The sequence below is a fragment of the Saccharicrinis sp. GN24d3 genome, assembly GCF_052400645.1.
GTDB lineage: Bacteria > Bacteroidota > Bacteroidia > Bacteroidales > Marinilabiliaceae > Saccharicrinis.
On record NZ_JBQTGI010000003.1, the window covers coordinates 108,499 to 127,619 of the forward strand.

General features: G+C 39.3%; 8 protein-coding genes. All 8 read left to right on the forward strand.

The genetic code is table 11. The annotated features are described in order from the left end of the window. Positions 1–372 precede the first annotated feature (372 nt). The 8 genes from ACT29I_RS05085 (at position 373) to ACT29I_RS05120 (ending at position 19,048) form a co-directional block, all read left to right on the forward strand. Positions 373–4,458, forward strand: a complete 4,086-nt coding sequence (locus tag ACT29I_RS05085) for a two-component regulator propeller domain-containing protein (RefSeq protein ID WP_444792830.1) — start codon at positions 373–375, stop codon at positions 4,456–4,458. Between the two features lie 164 nt (positions 4,459–4,622). Then, positions 4,623–5,624 carry a LamG-like jellyroll fold domain-containing protein gene (locus tag ACT29I_RS05090; protein WP_444792831.1) on the forward strand — a complete coding sequence of 334 codons (1,002 nt, stop codon included), beginning with the start codon at positions 4,623–4,625 and terminating at the stop codon, positions 5,622–5,624. 775 nt (positions 5,625–6,399) lie between these two features. Next, positions 6,400–9,561 (forward strand): SusC/RagA family TonB-linked outer membrane protein, encoded by a 3,162-nt coding sequence (locus ACT29I_RS05095; protein WP_430931137.1) that lies wholly within the window; start codon positions 6,400–6,402, stop codon positions 9,559–9,561. Between the two features lie 35 nt (positions 9,562–9,596). Next, positions 9,597–11,543, forward strand: a complete 1,947-nt coding sequence (locus ACT29I_RS05100; protein ID WP_430931136.1) for a RagB/SusD family nutrient uptake outer membrane protein — start codon at positions 9,597–9,599, stop codon at positions 11,541–11,543. Between the two features lie 49 nt (positions 11,544–11,592). Next, positions 11,593–14,655 (forward strand): SusC/RagA family TonB-linked outer membrane protein, encoded by a 3,063-nt coding sequence (locus ACT29I_RS05105; protein WP_444792832.1) that lies wholly within the window; start codon positions 11,593–11,595, stop codon positions 14,653–14,655. A 10-nt stretch (positions 14,656–14,665) separates the two neighbouring features. Then, positions 14,666–16,558: a RagB/SusD family nutrient uptake outer membrane protein gene (locus ACT29I_RS05110; protein ID WP_444792833.1), complete on the forward strand. Its 1,893-nt coding sequence runs from the start codon at positions 14,666–14,668 to the stop codon at positions 16,556–16,558. Positions 16,559–16,601: 43 nt separating this feature from the next. Next, positions 16,602–17,510 (forward strand): DUF1735 domain-containing protein, encoded by a 909-nt coding sequence (locus ACT29I_RS05115; RefSeq protein ID WP_444792834.1) that lies wholly within the window; start codon positions 16,602–16,604, stop codon positions 17,508–17,510. 56 nt (positions 17,511–17,566) lie between these two features. Next, complete coding sequence (locus tag ACT29I_RS05120) at positions 17,567–19,048, forward strand: arylsulfatase (RefSeq protein ID WP_444792835.1); 1,482 nt, start codon at positions 17,567–17,569, stop codon at positions 19,046–19,048. Positions 19,049–19,121 lie beyond the last annotated feature (73 nt).

Here is a 19,121-nt window from a genome sequence, read left to right on the forward strand (position 1 = left end):
ATCTCTTTGATTATAACTAATCGTTTATTTAAAGATGGTTTACTGTGTTTGAATAATAATTAATAACAATTGAAGGATGTTCAATAAACTACTTGCCTAAGTTTTGGGATAAATAATGGATATTTGTACATTTATCATTTCGGGGATTGATAGGTTTTCCAGATAAAAAAAAGATTTGATTTAAGACGCTATAGAAACGAGCAAGAGAAAAATTTTTCGCACATTGTTTTTCCCGGTTTGTCGTTTAGGGTGATTGTTTGCTGAGGCGTTCCGTAGCATTGCAAATGGGTAGGTGGCCGTTGAATTGACCAACGGAAAAGGATGAACACCTTTAGGAATGCAACTTCCGTGAACTAAAGAAAATTTTAACAGATGAAAGTAAAAATACTACTATTTCTACAGTTATTATTATTTAATGCTATGTATGGGCAGGATTATAATAACCTATATTTCGAGCATATTAATAATACACACGGTTTGCTGTCTGATGAGGTATACACCACGGTACAGGATAAAAATGGATTTATCTGGTTTGGCACTGCAGAAGGAATTGTTAGGTTTGACGGGTACGAATTCGAATCGTTTAAAAACCACTATCATCTGGGTAAATTGTATGGAATAGTTATTACATCCATTCATGTTGACAAGCAGGGAAATTATCTGGTTACGACAGACGATGGGTTTTATGCTTTTAACAGGTTTTTTGAGCCCATATTGCAGTTTGCAGAAAAGTATTTTAAGGGAGTGAAACTCAATAACGTTATCAAAGCATCTGATGGTACAATTTATATGTGCTCGCAAACAGGATTTTATATTATCGATGAGGAAAGTAACTCAGTATCTGTTGTACGACCCTCAAAGACTATGAATATTAGCAATAACAACACAAAACAAATAGTTGAAGATCATAAAGGGCAAATATGGGTAACATCATGGAGTAATAACTTATTGAAACTAAATAAGGATAAAAAATCTTTCACCAATTTTCCATTGTTCAATCCTTCAGAAAAGGCTGGTTATGATTTGGCTACCAATGCCTTATTTATAGATAACAGAGGTTATTTGTGGGTCGGGAGTTGGGATAGAGGATTATTTGTGTTAGATATTTCTGGTGACAGTGTTAATGTGATTAAAACATTTGAGCACGATGGAAATAATCCTAATTCTATCCCGGGTGATATTATTTTAACCATATGTGAAGATAGTTATAACAATATATGGATTGGCACTCCCTATGGCTTATCAATAATTCAATATCCTTTAAGCAAAAGCCATAAAATTGTAAACTATACCCCTGAAGATAAAAATGGATCTGTTTCCAGCACTATAATCAATTCTGTTTTTAATGATAACTCCAACATCTTGTGGGTAGCCACTAAAGGAGGTGGAGTTGAAAAGCTAATAATTGAGAGGAATAAGTTTGAGCATTTGAAAATACCTAATTTATTTCCTCAAAGAAGAAATCAAGCGGTGCACACCTTTGAAATCGATCATAAAGGAAGGTTATTGGCAGGAGTGCTGAGCATAGGTTTTGTTGTTTACGACATGAACAAGAAAGAGTTTAAGCATTATCAGGATATTCCTGAATACAAAATATTGGATGATTATATCAACCTAAATACAGTCAAGGATTTTATGTGGGACAGAGATTCTTTATTATGGATTGGTACCAGGTATAATGGGTTGGTTTTATTGGATGTGAAGAAAAAAACAGTTCAGGTTCTCCGTAATAGACTAAAAAGACAACAGTATAGGGGAAGAAAGGTGAATGTGTTACATCCTTTACAAAACGGATCGGTATTGGTAGGGACCGAGGATTGTTTAAACTTATTAATAAAAGGGAAAAACAATAATTGGAATAGCAGATATATTGACTTAAGAGAGGCAGCAGGTGTTAGTTCGGCTAGTTTTTCTATTTCGGGGATAGTCTCCATTGACGGTAAAAATGTATTGGTCGCTTCTGAGTTGTATGGCTTATATAAACTCTCTTTTAATAAGGGTAAGGTTGATGTGAAAAAATGGGGCCAGTTCGAAGATAAGATAGTAACCTTGTTTAAAGATAACCGCGGTAAAATTTGGATTGGTACAAAAGGCAGCGGTCTAAAATATATCAACCCGAACAGTACTGAAATCTTAAGTCCGAACCCTGAAACCAATATTATTGGAGATGTGATATACGGGGTCAACCAGGATAAATACGATAATATTTGGGTGACAACGAATCAGGGTGTTTCGAAAATCTGGACACAACAACCAGAATTGTCGTCTGAAAGTTATTTTTACCGGGATGGGTTGCAGGGCAATGTATTTTTGCCACGTTCTTTTTATAAAGATAAGGAAGGAAGGTTTTACGTTGGGGGATATAATGGTTTCAATATTTTTGAGCCACACCGAATAAAGTCGGATAATGTTAAGGCACCTGTGGCCATCACCGATATATTGATAGAGGGTGAACAATTAAGCCTATCCGGCTTAAAAGATAGTGTATTGCATATGGATCATTTACGAAATGATTTATCCATTTCTTTTTCATCATTGAGTTATACTTTCCCGGAGGCAAATCAATATGCTTATAAAATTAAAGGACTGGATAAGGATTGGAAATATGCAAATTCAAAAATGCGCAGTGCGAATTACAGCAACATCCCGGCAGGAGAATACACTTTTGTTTTAAAAGGATCCAATAGTCAGGGCGTATGGAATGAAGATGCGGTGAAATTAAGCATTTCAGTAGACAGGGCTCCTTATAAATCATGGTGGGCTATAAGTTTGTATGTTGTATTTATTGGGTTGTTAGCCTTATTTATTTTCCGACAGAGGTTACGTATTGAACGAGCTAAACAAAATATGGAGTTGGAGCAAGTGGCCAGGATCAAATCGGAAAAATTAAATCAGTATAAGTTAAGTTTCTTTACCAATATATCGCACGAGTTATTAACACCTATTTCCATATTAGCTACATCGTTATATAATATAAAAGAGCAAAAAGAATATAGGGAAGATACTGTTTCGGTAATGGAGCGAAGTATAGCCGGTTTGGAAAGGTTAATCAAACAGTTGCTTACCTTTAGAAAGGTGGAAACCAACAGTATGAAAGTAAGTATGGCCCATGAAAACGTTAGCGAGATAGTTAACAATTGTGTTAATGACTTTAAGCCAGTTGCGGATAAAAAAAATATAAGTATTGCCATAAAAATTGAAGATGGGATTGAAGGTAAAATAGATAAAGAAAAATGGGAATTGATTATTCGTAACTTACTTTCAAATGCCATTAAATATACCCCGCAAAAAGGTAATATATGGCTTACGCTGTCAAAATCAGATGCGGCCAATGTAAACATTATAGTTAAAGATTCGGGTTGTGGTATACCGCAAGATGCCTTGCCGTACTTATTTGATCGTTTTTATAGGGTCAAAAGTAAAGCAAGTACTAAGTCCGAAGGTATAGGGATCGGTTTGAACCTGACCAAGAGTTTGATCGACATTTTAAAAGGAACCATAGATGTTGAAAGTAAAGAAGGGCAAGGCGCTTTATTTACAGTTGTTTTGCCTATTGACGGTAGCTATGAAAAGGACTTTGCCAATAATGATGTTGAAAAAATAAAAGGTGATGAAGTTAGCACAGTAGTAGATACTGATTTTGAAAATGAACAGGACAGTATATACGAAGAACGGAAAGTTGACCTGACAGGTAAAACCATTCTTTTGGTGGAGGACAATGATGAATTCAGGCAATCGCTTAAGGGGGCATTGGCGTCAAAGTATAAAATACTGGAAGCCGAAGACGGAAAGAAAGGTATTCAGATTGCTGAAAAAGAAGAAATCGATCTGGTTATATCGGATGTAATGATGCCCAATATGAACGGGCATGAGTTATGCCAGGCGTTAAAAACCAATATCAATACCAGCCATATTCCGGTTATATTATTAACGGCTAAAGTAGGCGATGAGAACAGGTTGGCAGGTTATCAGTCAGGTGCTAATTCTTACCTCGAAAAACCGGTGAACATGAAACTGTTGTTGGTTCGTATTCAGGCCTTATTAATGAATTTTCAAAATCAACGCGAAAAAACAGGAGTGAGTTTAAGTCTGGAACCCGAAAATGTGAGTATAACTCCGTTGGATGAAGATTTTTTCAATAAGGCAAAAAAGATTGTGGAGGATAATATTTCAGATGCAGAATATTCAATTAAAGATTTTGCCGAGGAGCTGGGAGTAAGTAATTCCATGTTGTACCGAAAAATGAAAAACCTGGCCAGTTGTTCCCCGAGTGAATTTGTTCGAAACATAAGGTTGCGTCGTGCTGCGCAGTTGTTCGAAAATAAAGCATTCCATATTTCGGAAGTAGCTTATAAATGCGGTTTTAACGATTCAAGTTATTTTGGGGTCTGTTTTAAAAAGATGTTCGGGGTCACTCCAACCCAATATCAGGAAGGGGAGAGGAAAGATGAGTCCTGAGAGGGTCAAAAAATCTCCAATCTCCAAAAACTATTCTTGTCCATATTGCAATCGTTATAAATTATTATTCAGGAATTTTGTGTCACATATATTGATTTTTACATCGTATTGCATTTGGAGGGTAGCTGTTAACTTAGAGGTTATTAATTTAAAATTTAATTGTTATGAAAAAAATCTTTACTCTATTGTTAGCAAGTTTTGCTTATGTGGCTATTCAGGCTCAGGATGCACAAGTTTATTTAACATTTGAAAATGATGAAATTATTCCTGAAGGAGTTACAGGTGTTACTAATGTTAATGGCTCTGGTGATGTGGTTATAAAAAATGACGGAACTTATGCTCAAAGTGATAATACTATAATTGATGATGGAGGGGAAAATGTACTGTTTATGGATTATCATGGTTATTTGAAGTTTGATAATACTATATTTAATAAAGATGCATTTACAATTATTGCCGATTATAAATGGTATGGAAACAATATATGGTGGTTAGGGCTTCATACTATTATTGGTTATGATGCTGAGGCAGAAACTCCAGGATATGTATCAAAGCAATTGCAGATTAAGCAGCCGGCGGGTAATGTTGACGGATGGGGAGTGTCAACAAGTGCGCTTTTTACCAAGGACACTTATCATCATTTTGCTTTGACTTATGATATGGGAATTATTAAGTTGTATATAGATGGAGTTGAGGCAGCGAATAATACAGACCAAACCCTCCATTCTCTTCAAAACCCAGAACTATATTTTGGTATAAAAATGAATGTTGACGGAGCAACAGGTGAGGTTTCTCCTAGTTTGGACGGTTCAAGCAATTGTAAAAGTGTAAAAGCTAATGCAGATAATGTTGGTTTGTTTAATAGAGCATTAACAGCTCAGGAAGTTGCTGCAATCGCTAATAAAACTTCAGTGCCAACAGATGTGGAAGAGGTTAATAATAATACCGTGAAGCTATATCCAAACCCATGTACTGATGTTTTACATATAGCTTCGTCAGAAGTAGTATCGGTTGAGGTTTACAATATGGCAGGCAGCAAGTTGTTAGCAGTTCGCGATGTTAACGGTGTGGTTGATATGACGGCAATTGTAACTGGTGTTTATATGGTTAAAATGCTTAACAAACAAGGAGAGGTAATTGCGGTAAGCAAGGTTGTAAGAAAGTAAAATACCAATGTTGTAAATAATTATTACTAATTCGAATCAAGGCTGTATGTTTGTGGAAGCATAGTACAACTCTTGATTCGCGTTACTATATATAAAATATTAAAGCTTGGAAAGGAGCCCCGCATTATTGTGGGGCTTTTTTTTAACCTTATCTCAACGCTCAAATATATCCTGTGACAAGTAATTCATGCTATTTCAAGAATATCATTCCTGAAACATATTGATCACCCACATTCGTTGCATACAAGGAGGCGTCGGAATATAGGGAAATGTATATTACCAAAACCGGGTGGGTTAGTAAGGATGATATTTACACTAAGAAAAACGAATTCTACACCTTATGCGAACGTAAAGAACAATAATACCCTTGAAGAATTAATTTTACCCCTTAGACGGAATAAAAATAACAAACGAAACTAAAATATCCTTAAATAAAAGATATGGTACGTAAGCAAAATTAATAATATTGTGTCCGTCCCCTTCTCAAGTAGTCTCATTTATAATATCCAGACTCCTGGTTACCGCACCTTGAATGTCCTTGTTGTGAAAAAAATACAATTCTTTTATCTGCAAACAAAAATAATAGTATAAAATATCATTCATCACATTATAAAATATTATTCATGTATAGAATAAAACATCATTAAATCAGTGTTTTATAACTTTGAAGTATGTCTCTTAGCAATTGCATTTTGACAGAGAATAAAGTTTGCCACTTGTGTATACTTTTGTTAAAAGATGTTTTATTTATATTAACGACAAATCAAAATCGTCTATGCAAAAAATTGGAATAATTATTTTTTTGTGCTTGTTAACAACAATGGGTTGGGCGCAAAAAAAACTGGTAACAGGACAGGTTTATGATGACGAAGGGCCGGTGCCAGGTGCTTCTGTTGTGGTAAAGGGTTCTGAAAGCACTCAGTTGGTGGGTACTATTACAGACTTTGATGGTAACTTTTCAATTAGGGTGAATCCTGATGATGTTTTGGTTATATCTTTTATTGGGTATATAACGCAAGAAATCGCAGTTGGGGAACAAATGACGCTGAATATTGCGTTAAAGAGTGAAACTACACAACTGGAGGATGTGGTGGTAGTAGGTTATGGTGTACAGCAGAAAGCCTCTATGGTGGGTGCTATTTCTCAGGCAAAAGGCGAAGAGCTTTTAAAGGTGGGAAATGTAAACACGGTAACAGAAGCCCTACAAGGTATGATGCCTGGTGTAACTTCTATCTCAAGCGGTACCGGTAAGCCGGGAGCTGATGCAGGTAGTATTCTTATTCGTGGTGTGGCCTCCTGGCAGGGGAATACTCCGTTAGTATTAGTGGATGGAGTAGAACGAGATATGAATGATGTGGATCCTAATGAGATCGAAAGTGTATCTGTATTAAAAGATGCATCGGCTACTGCTGTATTCGGTGTTAAAGGAGCTAACGGCGTTATTTTGATCACCACAAAACGTGGTACTATTTCTAAGCCCCAAGTAGGTTTTTCTGCCAATTTTGGATTAAAACAACCTACGGCTTCCCCTGAATATGCCGATTATATCACATCTATGGAGATGTGGAATGAGGCTGTAGCCAATGACCAGTTGTGGGATGAGCTTATTCCGGAGTATAAGATTGATGCCTGGAAGAACGCCTATGCCACCGGCAATTATGGCCCTAACAATGATTACTTCCCAGATGTGGACTGGTGGGACCAGATTATCAAGAAAGTGGGTTACCAACAACAATACAACGTAAACGTGCGTGGAGGTACTAACTTTATGAAATACTTTGCGTCATTAGGCTACTTGCATGATGGTGATGTTTATAAAGGTCAGGAGAATGCCGATTTTGACCCCTCATTTAGTTACAAACGTTATAACTGGCGTGTAAACCTCGACCTTAATTTAACCAAGACAACCGTTTTCTCTGCTAATATGGCCGGAAAACTAGGCTACCGTCATCAGCCGGGTTACCGTATCGATGGTGGTGGTGAAGATGGTTATGGGCAAGAGCAGTTCTTTAATGCGCTATACACTGCGAGCCGTAACCAATATCCTGCCACATGGTCAAACGGCACCTATGCTGCCGACCAAGGAGGAGGTGGTAACCCAATTGTTGCACTTAACACAGGTGGAGAACGTGAATACAAATATTTCCAGGGATTTTTGGATTTTAAATTAAAACAGAAGCTGGATTTCATTACCAAAGGTTTGAGCGCAAAAGCTTCCTTTTCGTATACCAGTAGTTCCGACTGGGAGTCTTCCATAACCGCAGGTGGTTGGTCATTCTCTTCTAACGCGATCTTATATAGCCGCTCTTACGACTATGCGAACCCTAACGAAGATGGTACGCTGCCGTTGATATTAGAGTCGCGTTGGCCTGGTGAAGAGTCGCGTCTTGGACCAGTGTCTGCTAGTTATGACAACTTTAAAAGTTATAATAAGAAAATTTATTATGAAATGGCCTTGAACTATAACCGTACTTTTGGTAATCACAAAGTAACTGGTTTGGCGCTGTTTAGTCGTCGCGAACGCAAGCCGGGGTCTTATGAGGTGCAGTATCGTCAGGAGGACTGGGTAGGTCGTGTAACTTATGGTTTTAAAGATCGTTACTTGTTAGAGGCAAATGGATCCTATAATGGATCAGAGGCTTTTGCTCCCGGACTTCGCTTTGGTTTCTTTTATTCCGGGTCACTGGGATGGCGTATATCCGAAGAACCTTTTGTGAAGAATATTGCCGGTAATTGGTTAGACAACCTAAAAGTACGTTACTCTTATGGTACTTCAGGTTTAGATGGTAGTAGCCGTTTCTTATACTTACAAGATTATAGCACAGCTAGAAGCAGTAACTATTGGCGCGGTGGTGTATATTTTGGAAATACAGAAACCAATCTACAATCCCCTCTTTATCGCGAGGGCGATGCAGCCAACGATTTGGCCACCTGGGAAACTTCCATCAAACAGAATTTAGGTTTCGAATTTGGTGTCATAAATAAGTTATCGGGTACATTGGATCTATACAACGAAAAACGTGAAGATATTTTAATGGACGTTTGGGCGCCACTATGGTATTTGCCTACAGGCAGCACGGCTACCGGAAATATTGGAGAAACCAAGAACCATGGGCTCGAGGTTGAATTGAAATGGAACGATAGAATAAGTGAGAACCTGAACTATTGGATTAGCGGAAATACTTCCATTAACGAAAACCGCATTGTATATCGTAATGATGGTGTAAATACGGCTGACCACCTACGACAAGCGGGTAAACCTATTAATTGGACTTCTACTTATATGAATAATGGTTATTATTCCAGTCTGGATGATATTTATAATTATACAACAGCAACCAGCTATGCCGAACAGTCCAAGTTAGTTCCGGGCGATCAGCTCTATGTGGATTACAATGGCGACGGTGTAATTACCGGTGATGATAAGGTGGTGACCGAAGATGTGAAATACCCTTTGAACACGTATACGATTTCAGGTGGTTTATCCTACAAAGGATGGGCATGTAGTATCCGTTTCTATGGCGTATCTAATGTAAGCAAGGTCGTTCCGAATTATATCCTCTACGATAACTTAGGTGGTGATGGTGGCGTTTACTCGGCAAGCCCTGATGTGACCGGACGTTGGACGGTGGATAATCAGGATAATGCCGTTAAGCCTGCCTTCCATACTGCCCAATACCGCGGTTACAGTCAAAAAGAAAGTACTTATTCTTTTCGCGATGCTTCCTACTGGCGTTTGAAGAATGTTGAGTTGAGTTATAGCTTTAATAAAAAAGCGTTGAAAAAATATAAAATGAGTAAACTACAGCTATATGTGAATGGTAATAACTTAATGACATTTACAGACCTGGATGATCGCTTAGATCCGGAGGCGTCTGCATTAGGTGTATTCCCAATGGTAAAACGTTATAACCTGGGTATTAGAGCTTCGTTTTAAACGAAAGTTGTTGGTTAACTTTTAAAATTTAAAAGATGAAACGAATATATAAAATAATGTTTGTCCTTTTAATAGCTTCACTTACCGCATGTGAAGATTATCTGGACATGGTACCATCTCAGGATTTTAGTGAAGAAGATGTGTACGAAACGTACTATACGGCTCAGAGTTATTTAGATAACTGCTACCGGGCTTTATATGATTTTTCCGGAGCTACGGCCGGTGGAATGGGAGTAAAGCAAATTGAAACCATTACCGATAATGCCTGTACGCAAAGCCCCAACGCTGCTTTTAATCTGGGAGATTGGTACAATAAGAGTGGTATGCAGGAAGTGGGTTGGAACTTGACCAAGCAAAATGGCGATAATGCCACGGGTTCTGGTTTACCTATTTACAATGCTTCTTTCTGTTTGCGTATTGCCAACAACCTGATTGACAATATTGAGTCGATACCTGCTGTGGGTGCCACCCAAGACCAGAAAGACTGGTTAATGGGACAGGCTTATTTTTTCCGCGCCTGGTATTACTTTGAGTGGATTCGTCGATTAGGGGGGATGCCGGCGGTAAATAAAGTGTATGCAGGTGGTGACGATCTTGACTTACCACGTCAATCGTATAAGAAATGTTCAGAAGATATTATTGCAGACCTGGATATGGCAATTGGTTTGTTACCCCACGAATGGCCGGATGTGGATCAGGGACGTCTGGAAAAATGTTCGGCGCACGCCCTTAAAGGTATGGTGGCACTCTATGCCGCCAGTCCTTTGATGCAGAATAGTGTGGATGAGCTTGTAGAAAGAGATGATTATGACCTGGATTGGGCTACCCGTGCAGCGCAGTATTCTGCTACCGCTTTAGATTATTTACAAACGAATCGTCCATCTAAAATGATGTTTGATCCTACTGGTTTGTCTGAAGAGGAAAGAGATAGCTTATATACAGAAATATTTTATCACCTGAACTACATTGGTAAAGAGTCACTTTTCTGTCGTAGCAGTAATGGGCTTACAGCCGGTGGTAATGCCCGCGACCGTGAGGCTGACCTTTCTATGCTATACCAAAGTCTTCGTGTATCCGGTCGTTCAGGTTCCTGGGGTTTCTTATGTAGTATGCCTACTCAAAATTTTGTGGATGCATTCGAAATGGCTGATGGTACTGCATTCGATTGGAACAACCCGGAACATGTGGCTAATCCTTATAAGAATCGTGATCCTCGCTTTTATAATTTCATTATTTACGCTGGTCGTCAGTGGGGGAAAGTAGGTCATCCGGGAACACATGATTTAACTGCTTTTAATGCCAAAGTACCAAGACATGGTGATTACTATTTTGAACCCTGGAAAGCCAGTGATGATTTAGGTGGCGGATGGGGAATGGATAATGCCTATTCTTCTTATAATAAGACCATTCCAAGCGGTTATATGTTTAAGAAATTTTGGTGGAAAGAAGCTTATGGGCAGGTAGGCCAGAACCCTGATGGTTTTGGTACTTATCATTATAATGCAGAATTTATTCGAACTACGGGTGTATGGTTAGATTTAGCAGAAGCCTTAAACGAAGTAGCAGGCCCTACTGGAGCTGTTAATGGAGCAACAGGTTATACAGCATTGGATTGTATTAACAAAGTGAGAGCTAAAGCGGGTATGCCGGAGATTACAACTCCGGGATCTAAGGAAGAATTCCGCGATAGGATAAGAAATGAACGTCGTATTGAATTGAGTTATGAATATCACCGTTGGTTCGATATTCGTCGTTGGATGTTGTTTGACGATTTATTTAATGAAACCTATCCAATTAAGGGTATGAGTACAACGCTTATTGCGACTGACGGTACAAAAAATCAGGAAAACTGGACATACGAATACGAGGTAAAAGATATCCAGAATTCGTTACGTGGTTATACTTTAAGAAACTACTGGTACCCTATTCCTCAATCGCATTTGGATCGTTTATATAATATTCAACAAAATCCGGGATGGTAAAACATCATTTTTTAATGATTGCTTTACTAAAAACGCAATATGAAATAATATGAAAACAAAAAGATTTTTAAGATATTTAACGGTGGTTTTGTTAGCTCTGGTGCTTGTGTTTCCATTTGGCGAAATAACAGCCCAGAAAAAGAAAACCAAACTTACAGAAGTGAGTTCCAGAGTGGAAGACGCCTCCGGAAATGCCATTAGTGGTGCTACAATTTACGCGAGCGAAGGAGCTGTGATAGTAAAGTCGGATACGGAAGGTAAATTTACTACAAAAGCCGTACAAGGTACTGTAATACTTATAGAGGCAACAGGTTATGCAGCTGCTAGCTGGGATTTATCAAAAGATCCTACAATGGCCAAGATCGTATTGAAGGATATTCCTTTAAAAATGGGTGTCAAAGATATGGTGAATCTGCCTTTGGAGCATCAGGTGAGCCAGCGCAACCTGGTGGGAGCGGTATCTAAGATTGAAGGTCGCGACCTGGAAAGTTATGCGGATCCTTTATTGAGGAATTCGCTTCAGGGGATGGCAGCCGGCCTTAATGTTATTATGACGTCCGGAGGTATGGCCAATAACCCTGCCAGTGTATATGTGCGGGGATTATCGCGTAACGGAACAAACGGACCCATCTATATCGTAGATGGAATCGAAAGGAGTTTTGATGATATTAACGCAGAAGAGGTAGAAACCATTGAAATTTTAAAAGATGCGACCGCCAAGATTCTTTATGGTTCCCGTGCTGCTAATGGGGTAATACTATTAACCACACGCCGCGGAGAAGCCCACAAACGCGTTATTGATGCTAAGGTGGATTTTGGAGCAGGGCTAACAACACGTATGCCTGAGTTTATTAATTCAGCTGACTATGCCACCTTGTATAACGAAGCCCGTGCCAATGATGGCTTGACACCTCTATATTCAAGCCAGGATATTGCCAATTATAAAAACAGTACCGGAGAAAATGATTTATTGTATCCGAATGCTGATTATTACGATTATTTTTTGCGCGATTATAATACGTATAGCAAAGCTACTTTGAATGTGTCTGGTGGCAATAAAAATGCCCAATATGCTTTTATGGCAGGTTATATGGGATATGGAGGTCTACAGAAATTAGGACCTGAGCCTCGACAAGATCGATTTAATATCCGTATGAATTTGGATATGGATATTACAAGTGACATTTCAGCTTTTATTAATATGTCAGCCATTATCGACTCCTGGAAATATGGTGGTTTGGATCATTCATCTACTTTCGACGCATTGAGCTCACATCGCCCCAATGAATACCCATTTGTTATCGGTGAAGAGTACATTAAGGCTACGGATGATGGTGTGCCTGCCTATGGTGCCAGTTATCAATACGCGGGTAATTTATTGGCAAGCATGGAAAATCAGGGTAATGGTAATGACCAGTTTATCAACCAGCAAATGACAACCGGTTTTAATTTTGATTTGGCTGATATTACCGAAGGACTGGAAGCTAGTGTATCGATAGCGTTTGATAATTATTTTTACGGTAAGCAGGTGATAGCTCCCAAAGCGGCCACTTATATACCTGTGGTGGACTATGGAACGCTTGCAGAAGATGGCGCTCCGGTAGTGGGTTTTCAATTGGCAAGAGCCGGAGTCACCGATACGAATTACAACCTGAATAGCAAGAGCACCCTTAGAACGACAGCTATGAATGCTAAAGTGGGGTACGAGAAAGAGTTGGGAGTAGGTATGCTGAACGCTTCTGCAGGTTTCTTTTATTACTTAGCTGAAGTGGCCGGTTCATCTCAAAACATTGAGAATGACAATTTATTTTTAAGAGCAAATTACAGTATCAATAACAAATATGTTATTGAGGGATCCCTTTCGTATATGGGAAGTAACCGTTTTATTGAGAGTAAACGTAATTACTTATCACAAGCGATCGGTGCTGCCTGGATATTGTCGGAAGAATCGTTTATGGACGTGGACGCTATCGATTATTTAAAAGTAAAAGCCAGTTTTGGTATATTGGGTTACGACCTGGCTACTGCACACTATCTATATGAAAACCGATGGAGTGGTAATGGTTCGCATTCTTTTGGTGAGAAGAATTCCGGGGATTCACCGGGTAAGGTATCACTTAATTCATGGGGTAACCCGGATTTGGAATGGGAAAAGTCTCGCGAAATTAACGTGGGTATAGAAGGTTTGGCTTTTAACCGCCACTTGTCTTTTGAAGTAAACTACTTTAACGAGTACCGTTACGATATGATCGATCAGGTAGATGAGCAATATGCTGCTATGTTTGGGCCTTTTAAATATTATACAAATTATCAAGAAGTGACCAATAATGGGGTAGAGTTGGATATTGATTTTATGAATACGGTTGGGGATTTTTCTTACCGTGTTGGCGCTAATCTTACTTATTCAAAAAACAAGTTTACAGTAAAAGATGAGGTGGCCTACTCAGATGACCGCACTACTGAAGGTCGTCCAACAAGCGTAATAATGGGTTATGAGTCTCTTGGCTTATTTGGTAAGGATGTGGCTTTGGAAGGTGCACCCAAACAATTATTTGGCCCATATGGCGAAGGTGATATAGCTTATAAAGATCAGAATGGAGATGGTATGATTGATGGTCTGGATCAAGTAGAACTTGGTTTAAATACACCAACTACCTTTATTGGTATAGATGTAGAACTGAACTATAAAAACTGGGGATTATATGCTTTGGGTACGGCCTCTTTGGGTGGAATGAAGACCTTAAGTAATACCTACTACCGCAACAATGGTGAAAGCAAGTACTCTACATTAGCGTATGATGCTTATCATCCTACCCGTAACCCTAACGGAACTCAACCTAGTTTGACGACTACCGCTGGGGCTAACAATACGGAGACTTCTGATTTCTGGACGCAAAGTGGTGACTTTTTCCGCTTGAAAAATGTGGAACTGAGCTATACGCTTGATTTTGCACCAGGCAGTGTGGTGAAGAAATCCAAATTTTTTGTGCGCGGTAACAACCTGTTGGTACTTTCTGATATTGAAGACTTAGACCCGGAAGCACCTAATGGTGGAGTGACTAATTATCCTGTAATACGTATGGTAACAGGTGGAGTGTCTGTTTCTTTTTAATGGATGAATAATGAAAAAAGAATATAAAATGAAAACGATTAGATATATACTTGGACTGCTTACCCTGGTGAGCATACTGTCCTCATGCGGGGATGATTATCTGGATCCTAAAGTGACCACACCTTATGGTGATGAATTTGCTTACACGCTGCCAGGACCGGTTGAAGGATTTTTAACGAATGCTTATGGCGCTATTCCCGGTCAGATAGACCACTATAGTGGTGACTTCTTAGACGCCGCTACGGGCGATGCAGTTACTAACCAATATGGTTCGGGTGTTTATGCCCTTGGGGGTGGGAAAATGTCAAGCGTAAGCAATCCGATCGGGATTTGGGATGCTGCTTATTCCAGTTTTCAATGGATACATTTATTTCAGGAAAAATCGGCAGACACAGCTACTGTGAAATGGTGGATTTCGGATGATGTTAAAGATGCCACCGAACGTACAAGATTATTGGGTGAGTCTTATTTCCTACGTGCATACTGGGGAATGGAATTGCTAAGAGTGTATGGTGGTGTTGCCGAATCAGGAGAGGTACTTGGATATCCAATAGTTACCAAATTTGTTACGGAAGACCAGAAAGAAGAAGTTTTGAATATGCCGCGTAATACCTACGAAGAGTGTGTGCTGCAAATTCTGGAAGACTGTGACAGCGCTATTTCTATTCTTCCTATGGCATATAGTGGAGATGATGTAATTTTAGGTAAAGCGCATATAGGCCGAGCCACGGCTGCAGCTGCTTACGTGTTGAAAAGTCGTGTTGCTACCATTGCGGCCAGTCCGGCGTACAACACTACCAATGATCTGACTAAATGGGAACGTGCTGCTGTATTAAGCCAGGAAGCTATTGATCAGGCTAATATAAGTTATACTGCACTAACCTATACTGCGGTTACAACACCTAATTTAGCAACAACGCCTAAAGACTACTTGTTCCGCAGGTATCACAACAATAACTCTTTAGAAAATCGCAACTTGCCACCTGCATTCTGGGGGAATGGTCGTACCAATCCATCGCAAAACCTGGTGGATGCATTTCCAATGGACAACGGTTATCCGATTACCGATCCAGCTTCAGGTTATGATCCTCAGGATCCTTTTTCAGGCCGTGATCCGCGTCTGCGAAATACCGTGATTTATAACGGAACAAATGTAGAAACAGGCGGCAGAGGATTAGAAGTGGCTGAAACAGTAGCTGAATATATTGTTTTGGAAGCAGATACCACGGAAGAAGATGATGGTGCCGGTAATATGGTAGAGGTGATTAATATTATTTCCGATACTGTAATTTATCGCAAAGGAATAGACTCTGAAGGATATGATTACCGCGGCTCACGCACAGGTTATTACCTGCGTAAATGGATTTCTGACAAAGCTGATATGCTTACCAATGTCAATCAGAAATTGAACTCAGAGCATATGTACCCCATTATTCGTGGAGCTGAAGCCATTTACAATCTAGCAGAAGCTTCAAACGAAGCTGTTGGTCCAACAGGAATTGTTCCTGGATGTAGCTTGTCAGCTTATGATCTTATCAAATATACCAGAAGCGCGTCAATTGGTTTAGGTTCAACAGATCCTTACCTGGATGCTCAAATGGCAAGTGTTGATGATTTTAGAGCATTGATTCAAAACGAACGCCGTTTAGAGTTTGCGTTTGAAAATCACCGTTACTTTGATCTACGTCGCTGGATGTTGCCTTTAGATGAAACTGTTCGCGGCATGAATGTAACCCGGGATGAAACAGGTGCATACACCTATGAAGGTACCGACCCGACAGATACCGGCAGTTTTATAGAAGTGGAAGAACGTAGCTTTGATTCCGATCGTTACTACTACCATCCATTACCATATGATGAGCTGGCTAAAAATCCAAATCTGGAAAATAACAAAGGCTGGTAAAATAGTTTCAGACAGATATATAAAGCAATTAAAATAGAAAGTTATGAAGATATATAAATTGATATTTGCATCTTTTCTTGTGCTGAGCCTGATGGCTTCTTGCGAAAAATACGAGGATTATGTGAATGACTTTGATTATACCACTGTATACTTCGGAACTCAAAAACCATTGCGTACCATTGTTGCGTACGACGAAATGGAATTTGAAGTTGGGGTTGCATTAGGAGGTATGAGAGACGACAATGGAACACACTCGGTTAGTTTTGAAGTAGATGAAAATCTTTTAGTTGATATTCCGGAAGCAGCAGGATTTCAACTATTGCCAGAGGAATATTATACCTTAGGTGACGAAAGCAACTTCAATATTATAAAGGATCATATGCGTACGGTTAATGTTTCGTTAAACAAAGAAGCGTTTACGGCTGATCCGTTATCAGTTACCAATACTTATGCACTTCCATTGCGTATTACCAGTGCTTCAGTAGATAGTATCCCGGGAAGTGAGTTGGAGACAGCAACTATTGATTCAAGAGATATTACGATTGTAGTTGTTAAATATATTAGCCCTTATCATGGTACTTATTATTCTAAAGGGGTACAGTATGAATTAGATGGAACAGGAGCTCATGTTGATACGGTAACTTTTACCAATGAAAATTTAAGTCAGAACATGACCAAAGAGTTTACTACACTTGCTTTAAATACCATAAGTACGAATACCATTTCAGCCAATACCAATGGTCAGATTGATCTGACTATTGGTGATGACAATGCAGTAGAAATAGCTACTAGTGTTGTAGCGGTTTCTGATAACAACTCTGTTTATAATGCTGATGATAAAACCATCTATATGGATTATAAATTTGAGAAGTCAGGTACAATGTATCATACGCTGGATACACTAATCCTTCGACAAGCTCCTGAATTGGATTTAAGGTTCGAAGAGTGGTAATTCTTAAAATATAAGGGAAAGTCATAGTGCTTTCCCTTCAATAGAACGTGTATAAAATGAAAATAAATAAATACATATTACAAGGAATTATTGGCCTGATGGCTTTGGGTTTGTTTTCCTGTAATTCTTCACAGACTAATAAAAAGACTGAAGGAGTAAAGGAGAATGTTAAACCTAACATCATATACATACTTGCCGATGATGCCGGATATGGCGATTTGGGATGTTACGGACAAACCAGGTTTGAAACACCCAATCTGGATAAACTGGCCGAAAGAGGTATGCGATTTACGCAGCATTATTCAGGATCAACGGTTTGTGCGCCAAGTCGTTCGTCATTGTTGACAGGACAACATACCGGGCACACGCCCGTGCGCGGAAATAAAGAAGTTAAGCCCGAAGGGCAACACCCTATGCCTTCATCTTCCGTTACTATTGCCGAGGTAATGAAACGGGCAGGTTATGTGACCGGAGCATTCGGAAAATGGGGCTTAGGTTTCCCGGGGTCCGAAGGTGATCCGAACATGCAGGGGTTCGACGAGTTTTACGGCTATAACTGCCAACGTATGGCACACCGTTACTATCCTCCTTACTTATGGCATAATCAGGAAAAAATAGATATGCCGGGTAACGATTGGACAAAAACAGTAACCTATGCGCAGGATGAGATCCAAAAAGAAACCTTGAAATTTATTGAGAATAACAAGGATGAATCTTTCTTCGCCTTTGTTCCAATAGTAATACCACACGCAGAACTAATCGCACCTGACGATTCCATTCTCGCCAAATACGATGGTAAGTTTAATGAAACAGCTTATGAAGGCACGGAAGGGGCTGCGTATGGAGATGATTTTGTCATCCATAAATATTGTCCGCAAGAAAAACCAAGGGCAACTTTTGCAGCCATGATGTATCGCATGGATGTTTATGTGGGTCAGATTGTTACTAAGCTAAAAGAACTGGGTATTGAAGAAAACACAATCGTTATGTTTGCCAGTGATAATGGGCCTCACCAGGAAGGAGGAGCCGATCCTGACTTTTTTAATAGCAATGGAGGCTTAAGAGGGTATAAGCGCGATTTGTACGAAGGTGGTATCCGATCTCCATTTATCGTTTCGTGGCCGGGTACTGTTAAAGCTGGTTCTGTTTCAAACCATATATCCGCTTTCTGGGATGTATTACCAACGTGTGCGGAGTTGGCAGGTGTTCAAGAAACAGTTGAAAACGATGGTATTTCGTTTGTTCCTGAATTGCTTGGTAAAGAACAAGCAAAACATGAATATTTGTATTGGGAATTTCATGAAAAAGGAGGTCGTTTAGCGGTAAGAATGGATAACTGGAAGGGAGTGGTATACAATGTAGCCAAACCCAATAAAACTACTTTTGAATTGTTTGATTTAGATAACGATGTTTCTGAACAAACGGATGTTTCGAAGAAGAACCCTGAAGTGGTTAATAAAATCAAGGATATATTGAAGGTAGCTCGCACTGAATCTGATGTTTTTAAATTTAAAGCGGGTACCCTGAGTGGGCATTAAAAATAATTGAGTTACAGAACCAATTCAATTCCACAAAGACACAAAGGCTCTAGGGTACACAAAGGAATAATAG

Excerpts from the sequence above, each read along its gene's own strand:
- ACT29I_RS05120 (WP_444792835.1), top strand. The coding sequence starts at position 17,567 with ATGAAAATAAATAAATACATATTACAAGGAATTATTGGCCTGATGGCT.
- ACT29I_RS05115 (WP_444792834.1), top strand. The coding sequence starts at position 16,602 with ATGAAGATATATAAATTGATATTTGCATCTTTTCTTGTGCTGAGCCTG.
- ACT29I_RS05085 (WP_444792830.1), top strand. The coding sequence starts at position 373 with ATGAAAGTAAAAATACTACTATTTCTACAGTTATTATTATTTAATGCT.
- ACT29I_RS05090 (WP_444792831.1), top strand. The coding sequence starts at position 4,623 with ATGAAAAAAATCTTTACTCTATTGTTAGCAAGTTTTGCTTATGTGGCT.
- ACT29I_RS05110 (WP_444792833.1), top strand. The coding sequence starts at position 14,666 with ATGAAAAAAGAATATAAAATGAAAACGATTAGATATATACTTGGACTG.
- ACT29I_RS05100 (WP_430931136.1), top strand. The coding sequence starts at position 9,597 with ATGAAACGAATATATAAAATAATGTTTGTCCTTTTAATAGCTTCACTT.
- ACT29I_RS05095 (WP_430931137.1), top strand. The coding sequence starts at position 6,400 with ATGCAAAAAATTGGAATAATTATTTTTTTGTGCTTGTTAACAACAATG.
- ACT29I_RS05105 (WP_444792832.1), top strand. The coding sequence starts at position 11,593 with ATGAAAACAAAAAGATTTTTAAGATATTTAACGGTGGTTTTGTTAGCT.